Annotated in this window: 11 protein-coding genes; all 11 read left to right on the forward strand. The window is 40.5% G+C overall.

The window, feature by feature from the left end; all coding sequences use genetic code 11:
• A complete protein-coding gene (locus tag JFU57_RS01860; protein ID WP_201127846.1) occupies positions 1-1,008 on the forward strand; it encodes a glycosyltransferase family 10 domain-containing protein in 1,008 nt (335 codons plus the stop codon).
• Position 1,009: 1 nt separating this feature from the next.
• Positions 1,010-2,467: a lipopolysaccharide biosynthesis protein gene (locus JFU57_RS01865; RefSeq protein ID WP_201127848.1), complete on the forward strand. Its 1,458-nt coding sequence runs from the start codon at positions 1,010-1,012 to the stop codon at positions 2,465-2,467.
• A gap of 30 nt (positions 2,468-2,497) precedes the next feature.
• Entirely contained in the window at positions 2,498-3,508 is a 1,011-nt protein-coding gene (locus tag JFU57_RS01870) for a glycosyltransferase family 2 protein (RefSeq protein WP_201127852.1), read from the forward strand.
• 138 nt (positions 3,509-3,646) lie between these two features.
• On the forward strand, positions 3,647-5,080 hold the full coding sequence (locus JFU57_RS01875) for a mannose-1-phosphate guanylyltransferase/mannose-6-phosphate isomerase (RefSeq protein WP_201127854.1): 1,434 nt from the start codon (positions 3,647-3,649) through the stop codon (positions 5,078-5,080).
• Positions 5,073-6,158, forward strand: coding sequence for a GDP-mannose 4,6-dehydratase (gene gmd / locus JFU57_RS01880; protein ID WP_201132069.1), 1,086 nt, complete (start codon positions 5,073-5,075; stop codon positions 6,156-6,158). The genes JFU57_RS01875 and gmd overlap by 8 nt, the downstream gene beginning before the upstream one ends.
• 17 nt (positions 6,159-6,175) lie before the next feature.
• Positions 6,176-7,105 (forward strand): GDP-L-fucose synthase family protein, encoded by a 930-nt coding sequence (locus tag JFU57_RS01885; RefSeq protein WP_201127856.1) that lies wholly within the window; start codon positions 6,176-6,178, stop codon positions 7,103-7,105.
• On the forward strand, positions 7,102-8,268 hold the full coding sequence (locus JFU57_RS01890) for a DegT/DnrJ/EryC1/StrS family aminotransferase (RefSeq protein ID WP_201127858.1): 1,167 nt from the start codon (positions 7,102-7,104) through the stop codon (positions 8,266-8,268). The genes JFU57_RS01885 and JFU57_RS01890 overlap by 4 nt, the downstream gene beginning before the upstream one ends.
• A 141-nt stretch (positions 8,269-8,409) precedes the next feature.
• The gene (locus JFU57_RS01895) at positions 8,410-9,876 is read left to right on the forward strand and encodes a hypothetical protein (protein ID WP_201127860.1); all 1,467 of its coding nucleotides are present in this window, start codon (positions 8,410-8,412) and stop codon (positions 9,874-9,876) included.
• 125 nt (positions 9,877-10,001) lie between these two features.
• Positions 10,002-11,192 carry a glycosyltransferase gene (locus tag JFU57_RS01900; RefSeq protein WP_201127862.1) on the forward strand — a complete coding sequence of 397 codons (1,191 nt, stop codon included), beginning with the start codon at positions 10,002-10,004 and terminating at the stop codon, positions 11,190-11,192.
• Between the two features lie 2 nt (positions 11,193-11,194).
• Entirely contained in the window at positions 11,195-12,424 is a 1,230-nt protein-coding gene (locus JFU57_RS01905) for a glycosyltransferase family 4 protein (protein WP_201127864.1), read from the forward strand.
• Between the two features lies 1 nt (position 12,425).
• Positions 12,426-13,283 carry a dTDP-4-dehydrorhamnose reductase family protein gene (locus JFU57_RS01910; protein ID WP_201127866.1) on the forward strand — a complete coding sequence of 286 codons (858 nt, stop codon included), beginning with the start codon at positions 12,426-12,428 and terminating at the stop codon, positions 13,281-13,283.
• Positions 13,284-13,290 lie beyond the last annotated feature (7 nt).

Raw genomic sequence — 13,290 nt, forward strand, 5'->3', positions numbered from 1 at the left:
ATGAAACAAGCGTCATTTGTAGTAGAGAAACTTTATCAAAACAATAAAATCTTTGACCTAACAAACGACTCATTAAATAGAGACAACTACCTTCACTGCTTCTCCTCTCTAAAAAAAGAGCTTAGCCTTCACGGATATAATCTAGAAACCTCGGATATAAACACACCCGAAAATTCAGACATTGTGATTTATGCAGAGATGCCTGCTAAATTACCCAACAAAAGAAGAGACATATCTTACTTACTGCTTTTCGAAAGCGAGGTAATAAGAGCTGACAACTGGGACTCAAAAAAACATAATCACTTCAATAAAATATTTACATGGAATGACAGCTTCATAGATAACATACGATATTTTAAATTTAATTTTTCACATCTTTTTCCAAATACCATATCAAAAGACCTAACAAAAAAAAACAAACTTTGTACACTTATCGCCGGAAATAAAAAAGTCAATCATCCACTAGAGCTTTATAGCGAACGACTCAATGCAATTTCATGGTTTGAATCAAACAAACCGAATCAATTCGACTTTTACGGAATAGGGTGGGACCGTTACTATTTTTACGGCCCTAAACTTATCCGAGCTCTAAACCGCATTAAACCTTTGTCCCGCTGGCTTGCGCCAAACCATCTCTCATACAGAGGGGTCGTTAGTCAAAAAAAAGAAACTTTAGAAAAATACAAATTTGCAATATGTTATGAAAATGCTCGAGATATTCCTGGGTATATTACTGAAAAAATATTTGACTGCTTCTTCGCGGGATGCATACCGATATACTGGGGTGCAGACAACATCTCTGACCACATACCGGCCAATTGTTTCATCGATAAAAGACTTTACTCTTCCTACGAAGAATTATATGACGTCATCAATAATATGCCCGATGAAATATTCTTAGAATACTTGGAAAATATTGAAAACTTCTTAAATTCAAAAAAATCAAAAAAATTTCACAGCGATTATTTCGGAAAAGTTATATCAGAGATAATTATTAATGATCGGTAGATTGAATAAGGATTTTATTACTCTCACCCTGGGGAGAATAATTCAAGTCGCAATACTGCTAATTAGTATAAAGATATCAACCGCACTGCTAAGCCCCGATGAGGTAGGAAACCTTTATGTAATAGTCACTCTCACAGGATTTTTTACACTATTCTTCATAAATCCAATTGGTCAATATATTAATCGAAAGAGCCATGAGTGGCATCTATCAGGAGTTATTCTAAATAAATTATCTCTGTTTTTGGGGTACGTACTGCTATCGACCTTAATATCACTAAGCTTCATACTACTGCTCCCCCTCTTAGGCATTGCTCGCTCTATAAACCAAACAATGCTCGCTATATTTGTACCCCTGTTTGTTTTATTCAATACAATAAATCAAACTGTAATCCCACTATTTAATATACTAGGAAAGCAGCTTACCTTTACTGTGTTCACCGCACTCTCTTCAATACTAGCATTGCTTTGCTCATACCTTACTATAACAAGCATGAAAATGACGGGTATATTCTGGATCGCTGGACAAGTTTTAGGTATAGGGGTCATGGGGGTTATTGCAAGTATTTTTTTTATAATGCGAATCAGTAATAGATTCAACTACAAAGAGTCTATTCAAGATATTTCAATTAAGAATATCAAGGAAGTGGCTTACTTCTCAACGCCGCTTGCGTTAGGTGTATTTTTTCTTTGGCTACAAGGCCAGTCTTATAGACTTTTGATTGAGCAGTATATCAACATCGAGTTTTTGGGATTCTTCGGCATCGGCATGTCGATAGCCATGTCAATTTCAAGCTCATTCGAAAGCGTAATTATGCAATGGTTGTATCCAGTCTTATACAAAAGTATGACAGATCAAAAAATATTTTCAAAAACGTTTACAGAAACGATTAATACAATTTTACCTATATATTTATTTCTAGCTATTTGCGTAACTTTTTTATCAGCTTATTTAGTTGAAATAATTGTCGGTCCTCAATATAAACAATCCTCGATCTTTCTAATCTTTGGAATATGGGTTGAATTTTTTCGTATGAGCTCTAACCTATTATCTATAGCCGCACACTCAAAAATGAATACTAGAGTGCTTTTTACCCCCTACTTCATAGGAGGTATAGGAGTATTGATTGGCGTATATCTAGCGGCCCATTCTGACCAATATAGAGTTTTAATTCCATTAGTCCTCTTGATCGCGGGAGGTACTTCATCCGCCGTAATGCTACTAAAAATAAAAAAACTCATCCGGTTAAAATTCCGAATCAAAGGCTTTTCAACTCTAATATTATTCAGTCTATTTTTCCCAAGTGCTTTATTTTTTTCAACACACTCGGATAACATGCTTGCTTCTCTCTCGATAGTTTTCATATATGGATTATATTTTTTGAGTGCACTACTTGCATTCCTATTAAGAAAAGATAACAAAGAATTCCTTTTGATTACTCGCATGAAAACAAGCTTATGACAGCCTTACCTTCTGCTCATTGGACGTTATATGTCTAACCCAAAAGTGTGTATATGCATCCCATGCTACAACAACTCTAAAACTATCGCCGACACATTAGTTAGTATTTTCGCGCAAGACTACCCAAATATAGTTATCAAGATATTCGACAACGCGTCAACCGACGATACCGTTTCTATAATTCGATCTTTCACAGAAGCAAAATACCCAGTAGAGCTGCACGTCAGAAAAGAAAACTCTGGAGCAGAAGTAAACTTTAACAGCTGTATAGCCCATTCTGATGGCGAGTTCAGTGCTATCTTTCATGCTGATGACATCTACGCCTCTGATATAATCTCAAAACAAGTAGATTTTTTAAATCGTCACCCGCAATCCAACGCAGTCAGCACTCACGCTCGCTTTATCGATTCGACAGGAAGTATACTTAAAAAACGTAAAATGCTTCCGCGCCCTCTTAATAAACACCTCGAAATGGAGCTTTCAAAAAGCGAACTTATAGAGATACTTTATAAGTACGGAAACATCATCACTTGCCCTAGTGTGCTATTTAGAACTAACACTCTTAAATTCAAGATTGAAAAATTCAGGCACGGCCAGTTTCGATCTTCGTCAGACCTAGATGTTTGGTTTCGTCTTCTAGAGACTGGAAACTTCGGCTTCATCAATAAACCGTTAATTAATTATCGACTATCTAACTCCAGCTTTTCCTACAACCTATCAAAGATAAGAACAGAAGACTCAGATATGTTTCTAGTCTTAGATTACTATCTTAAAGTATATGCCACAGCCGCTCCCGATAAGCATTATCGCAAACTTCTAGGCTACAAGAATTTTTTACTCATGAGAGATCGTGCAGTAACTAATTTCAATAGACTAGTTACAGAAGTTACACCGTACAAAAAAATAAACCTGCATAAAAATATATACCTGGCCCTTGCTTCAACCTTTCACCTAAAGAGTTTTTTTCTATCCGCCACCATTAAACTATTAGTCATAATGCCATTCGGAAGAAATGCAGTGAAGCTTTTGAGACGAGCATAGCTCTTAAGTAAACCTTAAATCAGAAATACAAAATAGGGCACATAAGTTTTTTCGGCGATAGCTTTAAAACAAAACCACAAATACTTCAAAAAAAATCAACACTTGTTATTTACGACTATATGTGCCGGGTAATATATAATGGCTTATGATGCTATAACACCAGTTATACTTTGTGGCGGATCAGGCTCTAGATTATGGCCGTTGTCACGAAAGAGCTTCCCAAAACAGTTTGTACCATTAATCGCGGGAAAGAGCTTACTCCAACTTACATTAGAGCGAGTATCGAATATCACCTCAGAGGAAGCAATACTAGTTGCAGCTGAAGATCATCGTTTTCTGGTGTGTGAAAGCCTAGAGTTAGCAAATGTTTCTGGAAAAATCATATTAGAGCCCACGCAAAAAAACACGGCTGCGGCGATGGCTCTGGCTGCATTATGTAGTGACCGTGATGGCCACGATTTACTTTTATTTTGTCCCGCTGATCATCACATACCAGACGCTCAAGCATTCTCGAGAACGATCTTAAATGGTGTGACAGAGGCAAATTCTGGTGCCATTGTAACTTTTGGTGTTTTACCTAGTTTCCCATCAACTGCATACGGTTACATTCAGCAAGGTAAACTCCGAAAAAGTGGAGCCTGGGATGTTGATAGTTTTATAGAGAAGCCAGATTTTCCTGACGCACAACGATTATTGCTAAATGGCAGTGTACTTTGGAATGCTGGAATTTTTCTATGTAAGACAAGCACATTGATCGCCGCCCTAGAGGCATATGCTCCGAATATTCTCTCAACTTGTAAAGCTGCACTTGAAAAATCTACTACAGATTCTGCGTCTGAAGAGATAACCTTTATTAGGCCAGATGCAGAAATATTTAATGAATGCGAGTCAAAAAGTATTGACTACGCTGTAATGGAAAAGCACAAAAATATTGTCGTCGTACCATTTAATGGCCAATGGAGCGACGTCGGCAGTTGGAACGCACTATCGCAATTAACAGTTCCCGATGAAGACGGAAATAGAGTGCACGGACTAGGTGTTACAGTAGACTCTCAGAACACCTACATTCATGCCTCGCATCGCCCTGTTGTGGCTTTAGGAACACAAGACCTTCTAATCATTGATACTTTAGATGCTGTACTAGTAACGCATAAAGATAATGTCGAACAAGTAAAAGAAATTGTTGCTCAACTTGAGAAAGAAAAATGTACTCAGGCAGTTACTCATCGTAAAGTTTCACGGCCCTGGGGATGGTATGACAGTATTGATTCTGGAGAACGCTTTCAGGTCAAACGAATAGGTGTCAAACCTGGTGCATCATTATCTTTACAAAAACACCATCATCGCGCGGAGCACTGGATTGTTGTAAAAGGAACAGCAGAGGTTACTCGAGGTCACGAAACCTTTATCATGACGGAAAACCAGTCCACCTACATTCCCATAGGGGAAGTCCATCGTCTAAAAAACCCGGGAATTGTTGAGCTAGAGATAATAGAAGTTCAATCGGGGAGCTACTTGGGCGAAAACGATATAGTTAGGTATGAAGATAATTATGGGAGAGCAAATGATTAAAAAGGCGCTAATTACTGGGGTTACAGGACAAGATGGTGCTTATCTTGCAGAGTTACTTTTAAGTAAAGGGTATGAAGTTCACGGAGTTAAACGTCGTAGCTCACTTTTTAATACTGCACGTATAGACCATCTTTTTCATGATGTGCATGAGAACGGGTTACCTTTCTTTTTACATCATGGAGATATGACCGACTCATCTAGCCTAACGCGAATAATTCAAAAAGTTCAGCCGGATGAAATTTATAACCTGGCGGCACAAAGTCACGTCGCCGTATCATTTGAGGAGCCAGAATACACTGCAAACTCCGACGCACTAGGCGCGCTTCGTATTCTCGAGGCAATTCGTATATTAGGGCTAGAGAAAAAAACTCGCTTTTACCAAGCGTCAACCTCCGAGTTGTATGGCCTGGTTCAAGAAACCCCGCAAAAAGAGACAACTCCCTTTTATCCGCGAAGCCCATACGCAGTTGCAAAACTCTATGCCTATTGGATCACTGTGAACTATCGTGAAGCTTATGGTGTATATGCCTGTAACGGTATTCTATTTAACCATGAGAGTCCAATTCGCGGCGAAACATTCGTAACACGTAAAATTACGCGCGCACTTGCACGAATCAGCTTAGGTCTACAGGAGTGTCTTTACTTAGGCAATTTAGACTCCCTTCGCGATTGGGGCCACGCTAAAGACTACGTTGAAATGCAATGGCTAATGCTTCAACAGGAAAAACCAGAAGACTTTGTAATCGCAACGGGCGTTCAATATAGTGTACGAGATTTCGTAAATGCTGCAGCTGCAGAGCTTGGCATACAGATTACGTGGCAAGGCAGTGGTGAAAATGAAAAAGGATTTGACGCTGCTGGTAAGTGTATTGTTGCTGTCGACCCCCGCTACTTTAGACCTACTGAAGTTGAAACTCTCCTCGGCGATGCGACAAAAGCGAAAAATAAGTTGGGATGGACTCCAAAAATCACATTTTCAGAGTTGGTTAGTGAAATGGTCCGAGAAGACTTTAAAAGCGCGAAACGTGATGAGCTTATCAAAAACCATGGTTATACAACCTTTAGCTATAACGAATAGGCAGGCTGGCCCCTCGTATGAGTAACATGCGAATATTATTAACTGGTGGCGGTGGAATGGTCGGGCAAAATATTCTCGAACACACAGGCCTAAAAAAATATGAAGTCCTTGCACCCCGCAGTTGTGAATTAAACTTGCGAGATTTAAACGCTGTTCAAAATTACCTGAACAAGCACCAGCCTGACATGATTATCCACGCTGCAGGTAAAGTAGGTGGAATACAAGCTAATATAAGGGAACCAGTAAGTTTTTTATTGGAAAATCTGGATATAGGCCAAAACCTCATATCAGCAGCTCATCAAGCTGGAATAACTCGACTAATTAACTTAGGCAGTTCATGTATGTATCCGAGAGAAAACTCGGAGCCTTTGCGTGAGGAGCAAATACTTACAGGCGAGCTTGAGCCTACAAATGAAGGCTATGCCCTAGCAAAAATAGTAACGGCTCGCCTCTGTGAATATATAATGCGAGAGAATCAGTCCTACCAGTATAAGACGTTAGTACCATGTAACATTTATGGTCGTTTTGACAAATTTGATCCTCGAAACTCTCATTTACTGCCTGCTATCATTCATAAGCTCCATCAAGCAAAAGTCTCGGGAGAAGAAACCGTCAGTATTTGGGGGGACGGTTTAGCTAGGCGTGAGTTTATGTATGGTGGCGACTTAGCTGATGCAATAGTGCACGCGGTCAATACATTTGAAATGTTACCCGATTGTATGAATATTGGTTTGGGCTATGACTTCTCCATCAATGAATACTATCAAGCAGCTGCAGAGGTATTAGGATACGAAGGGCAGTTTGAACATGATCTTACTAAACCTGTAGGAATGAAGCGAAAAATAGTTGATATTAGTCGCCAGCAACATTGGGGGTGGAACCCTCAGCATAGCCTAAAGCAGGGAATTCAAAAAACATATAGTTATTATTTGGAGCGCGTGCAATGAGTGTCCAGTTTCCGTTAGCAACGGCCTCTTGGGAAAAGGAAGAACTTGACGCGTTGCAGCGCGTGATCTCATCTGGGATCTTTACCATGGGGGAAAATGTTAAGTTATTTGAACGCAGCTTTTCACAGTATGTAGGAAGTAAATATTGCGTGATGGTAAATTCGGGTTCTTCCGCAAACTTACTTATGGTTGCAGCTCTTTTTTACAGTAAGGACCCAACCTTGAAGCTGGAACGGGGTGATGAAATCATTGTCCCAGCAGTGTCATGGAGCACAACATATTATCCACTTTATCAATATGGCCTAAAAATAAAATTTGTCGATATTGATTTGCAAACTTTAAATTACGATTTAGACCAACTTGAGTTAGCCGTTACAGAAAAAACGCGTGCAATAATGGCGGTTAACCTTCTTGGTAACCCAAATGATTTTGGACGAATTAAGAAGATCGTTGGTGACCGTAATATTGTTTTGATTGAAGACAACTGCGAATCCATGGGAGCTACTTATAACGGCAAACAAACAGGTACGTTTGGAGTTATGGGCAGTTTTAGTTCTTTTTTTAGTCATCATATTTCAACAATGGAAGGAGGATTAATTGTCACCGACAACGAAGAGCTTTACCAAATTTTGCTCGCATTACGCGCACATGGTTGGACACGTGATCTACCAAAAAAGAATTTGGTATGTAGTGATAAAAGTGATGATCCATTTGAAGAGTCCTTTCGATTCGTTTTACCAGGCTACAACGTCCGCCCACTGGAAATGGAGGGAGCCCTAGGTATTGAACAAGTTAAACGCCTTCCATTTCTAATCTCTGAAAGAAGAAAGAACGGTGCGCTATTTCAAGAGGCGATGGCTAACCATCCAGACATTATTATCCAGCACGAGATAGGCGAGTCTAGTTGGTTTGGATTCAGTTTAGTCATAAGACCCGAAAGTACTATTTCACGTAATACTCTTGTCGCAAAATTAAAGAAACAAGGTTTTGAATGTCGCCCGATAGTAGCCGGTAATTTCGCAAAGAATGAGGTAGTAAAATACTTTAATTCAGAAATTTTTGGGTCTCTAAAAAATGCAGAACACATAGATAAGTTTGGTCTTTTCGTTGGAAACCATCATTACCCTATTCCAGATGCTTTCCTACGCTTAAAAGAAATATGATAATACACAAAGTCAACTTCCATTAATAATTCAGAACCCAAAGTTCACTAAATAGGCAGTCTGTGCTTAGCACAGACGCCCTCATTCTATCGCGTTAGCCACTAGTGCATTTTACGTTGACTTTAAAGAGGCCGTCTACCCTTGCCATTTTTGAGTGCAATTATGATATCCCTCTGTAAATTAAAACCAATAAAGCCTTCACTTTACGGCGGGCTTCTAACTTTAATATGTACAGCTCTTTTTTTTACAAGCGTGCAAAATTACAATGGAAGCATTTTATTATTTACCGTTTTCTCTTTTGTATATCTGATTCTTTTATTTTCAGGAATTAAAAAAAACACAACGTATGGTTACATGTTTTTCGCAATAGTGATGTGGCTAGGCTTTTGGCTGAAGACAGTAATCCACTTGATTTTAAACTATCCATTTGTCGAACCTATTGGCTTATTTAAAGGATCACCTAGGGAGTGGGATCAAACGCTATTTGTAGCCACTGTAGGAGCTATCGGAATTATAGCTGGACGAGTGTTTTATGGGCTTATGTTCAATAATCCAATCGAGACTAAACTGATAGATACAACGTACTCTGCCCCAGATTGGTACATGCCTAAAAAACATCTACTATGGGCCATACTAATTATTTGCATAATCTCCTTCGCCACTTTAAATATTATATTCTCATTCCAACAAATCGGCTTAGTTCCCAAAACAAAAATATGGCCACTTAATGCGATATTTTCTTGGCTTTTATCCACTGGCTTTGCAATGGCGACAGTTACATTGCTATGGTGGGAGATATTGATTAGCCCAAAAAGCAAAAATGCTTTGTATCTTGTTTTGTTCGAAGCAGCTGTATCTTCCGTATCACTATTGAGTAGAGGGCTTTATATATTTCATTCGGTTCCCTTGCTCACATTTGCTTTTGTAAATCGCAAACGGATCAATAACTTTAATTTAAAATGGATGTTATTTTTAATATTTTCTTTTACTGCAATTTTGTTAGTTTCCTACATACTGGTCAATGCCATTCGAGATTATTACTACTCTGCCGCACCCTTTTCAGACTTAACTGCTCTCCACCTAAATAGCTTCGAATTAGTAAAGCGTTTGAGCATTAAACTTGCGGCATTTTCTGTCGATCGATGGATTGGAATCGAGGGGCTAATGGCTACTGTTGCTCACCCTGAGAAAAGTATCTCTTTATTAATTTCGGCAATTACAGAAAAAGGTGAAATTGGCAAGATTTCTCTTTTCCAGAATATATCTTTATCTCATTATAGATACAGTGATCTAACAAAATTTATCTTTGCCAGCCTTCCAGGCCCAATGTCCTTCTTCTATTTCTCTGGGTTATCCATATTTGTATTTGCTGGAATGACTTTCGTCTCACTTATAGTCCTAGTTAGCGAACGCCTAGTATACAAATTTTTACACAACCCGTTGCTTACCGCGTTTTGGGGGGGCTTTGTAGCCTCCAACTTTTCTCAAATGGGAGTAGATATCCCAAGGTTCTTTTTTAATTTTTTACTCTGTATTCTTGGCATTATATTTCTTTACTTTATACAAAATCATTTAACCGCCATCGCAAACTTTTTAAAAAACCGGTAGTGGTTAAATCATTATATGTCTACCTTGATTAATGAACACACGAGAGCCTCCCTCATAAGCTAGGCAACCATATAAACTTAGCCAATGCATGAATATTTTTCAGTTTCGGGGTGTATGAAAACTATATGAGTGGAAATACGGGACGTAAGATTAGAGTTCTAACTTTTGTAGGATACTACTTACCTGGCTATAAAGCAGGCGGGCCTTTACGCACTCTGGCCAATATGGCTGAACATTTAGACGACTCCATAGAGTTTTGGATTATCACTAGCGATAGAGATCAAGGTGATGTCGAGCGCTATTCGTCAGTGAATATGGATACCTGGCAGAAAGTCGGCAACACTAATGTTTTTTACATGCGACCAGAACACCGTACTGTTTGCAAATTTGCGGATATCATTTCATCTACTCCACATGACGTCATTTACCTTAATAGCTATTTCGACCCTGTATTTACTTTTAAACCCTTACTAGGAAATTACTTTATAAAATCAAGTCGAAAACCTGTAATTTTGGCACCACGAGGTGAATTTTCTAAAGCGGCCCTGAGTATAAAGAAATTCCGAAAAGCTTTTTTTATAAAACTAATGTCTTTCCTTTACAAAGGTTTATATTTTCAGGCCTCTAGCATTTATGAGCAAGAAGACATTTTAAGGGCTTTACCATGGGTTCGAGAGAAAAACTCAATTATCGCAATTGACTTGCCGGCAAAATTAGAACCCATGAAGCATACTAACTCAGACATACCCAAAGACTCTGTCACTTTAAATATAATTTTTCTTTCTCGAATTTCACGAATGAAAAATCTCAATTATGCATTGGAAGTGCTAAAGGATGTAAAAAGCAAAATTTTATTTGATATATATGGACCACAGGAAGATTCAACGTACTGGGAAGAGTGCGAACATATAATTAAATCTCTACCAGGAAATATAAAAGCCTCTTATAAAGGCAACGTTTTTCCAGAGCATGTAAAGTCAACTTTTTCAAGGTATGATTTATTTTTCCTACCTTCTAAAGGGGAAAATTACGGGCATGTCATTGCCGAGTCAATCAGTGTTGGAACTCCAGTTTTACTTAGTGATAATACACCGTGGCGCGACCTCAGAAAGGAAGGAGTAGGATGGGACATTCCTCTAAATTCGCCGTCTACGTTTGTTTCCATAATAGAGGATTATGCTTCCCTTTCTAATAAAGAAAGGGAGATGAATCGCGCAAAGGTCTACGGTAAAGCAGTTCAAATGCTAACAGATGAATCGGCGATAAATTCCAATAGACAACTATTCCTTTCTGTTCTTGACACAGACACTATTTAAACATGCGGATATTAATTTTAAGTCAATATTTTTTTCCAGAAAGCTTTATCATTAATAACATCGTAGCCAAACTAATTGAACAAGGTCATCAGGTCACGGTTGCCACGGGCAAACCAAATTACCCTGACGGACAGATATTCAGAGGGTATACCGCCAATGGAACGCAGCGTGAAACCTATCTGGATACTGTTGAGGTGGTTCGAGTACCTTTATGGCCTCGAGGCCGTGGGGGAGCAAAGAACCTAATTCTCAATTACTTTTCCTTCGCTTTTGCAGGTTTGATGTTATTTCCTTGGCTGCTACGTAAACGCGCATTCGACGCTATTTTAGTATTTGCCCCCTCGCCTATCACTCAAGCAATCCCGGCTGTTTTGCTAAAGTGGTTAAAAGGAGCAAAGCTAGTACTTTGGATTCAAGACCTGTGGCCAGAAAGTTTAGCCGCCACCGGTTTTATCAAAAATAGGTACGTGCTGAAGGCGGTTGGTTGGATGGTCAGAGGAATCTACGGCTGTTGCGACCTGTTACTGGTCCAATCGCGCGGATTCATCAATCCAGTAACCCGCTATGCCGCACGGCAGAAAATTGTATACCACCCCAACTCGTTCGACTCACGTCCATTCCCGGCGGCATCTATTCCAGAGACTCTGAATGAACTATTCGCCAATTACTTCTGTGTAGTATTCGCGGGTAATCTTGGAACGGCACAAAGCCTGGATACGCTGGTGCAAGCCGCAGTTGAGTTGCGTAACGAACCGTCGATACGCTTAATTCTGATTGGGAGCGGTAGCCGACTGGAATGGCTTGAACAACAACGCCTTTTACATCAGTTGGAAAATTTGATCTTACCTGGACGCTTTCCAATGGATGCCATGTCGCCAATATTCGAGCGAGCTTCAGCTCTACTGGTCTCGCTCAATGACGAGGCTATTTTCGCGCAGACAGTCCCCAGTAAGATCCAGGCTTATCTCGCCGCCGGGCGCCCGATCATCGCCAGCATCAATGGGGAAGGCGCACGAGTCGTGCTTGAGGCGGGTGCAGGGCTAACATCGCCGGCCGAGCACGTTGAGTCTCTGGTGGCTAATATCCGTCGATTGAAAGAGATGACGACAACCGAACGTACTGCGATGGGCGAATCAGGGCGTGCATACTTCGAAGAGCATTTCGATATGAGTCGCCAAGTTGCCAATCTGGTGGAGTTACTCGGTCGTGATCCCAAAAAGAAGGCAGTTTGAAATGAAAGTATTGGTTCTGGGTATCACCGGCATGTTGGGTCATGCAGTTTTTAATGTCTTCAATGAAGATAGGCACCATGAGGTCTGGGGAACGTTACGCAGCGCATCGGCGCTGCGTCATTTCCCACAGGTCGCTCAAGCGCGAATGGTTGTAGGTATTGATGTACTTGATCAGGACGCATTGGCTGCAGTGCTGTCAAAAGTACGTCCACAAGTCGTCATCAACTGCGTTGGCCTGATCAAGCAATTGGCAGATGCCAAGGATCCTCTGACGGCCCTTCCGATCAATGCAATGTTGCCGCATCGTCTTGCTCGCCTGTGTGACTTGGTAGGAGCGCGGTTGGTCCAGATCAGCACAGACTGCGTATTTTCTGGCCGTGAGGGTGGGTATCTTGAATCCCAGACATCCGATGCAGAAGATCTTTATGGCAAGTCCAAGTACATCGGCGAACTGCATGATCTGGCCCATGCTATAACCCTGCGCACATCTATCATTGGTCACGAACTGAGTTCCAACCACTCCTTGGTAGACTGGTTTCTATCGCAACAAGGCAGCGTCAAAGGCTTTTCCAGAGCCATCTTTTCGGGCTTGCCAACGGTAGAGCTGGCGCAAGTGATCAAGGATTACGTTCTACCACACCCGCAACTCTGTGGGCTGTATCATGTGGCCGCAGCCCCAATCAACAAGTTGGAGCTGTTGCGACTGGTAGCTCAAGAGTATGGCAAGCAGATCGACATCAAACCCGATGATGCTCTGGTTATCGACCGCTCGCTCAATGGCGATCGTTTTCGCGAGGCTACTGGGTACATCGCAGCGCCATGGCCTGAGCTGATCGCGCGAATGCATGCCACCCATTAAGGGAAGC

Source organism: Pseudomonas sp. TH07, from assembly GCF_016651285.1.
Lineage (GTDB): Bacteria > Pseudomonadota > Gammaproteobacteria > Pseudomonadales > Pseudomonadaceae > Aquipseudomonas.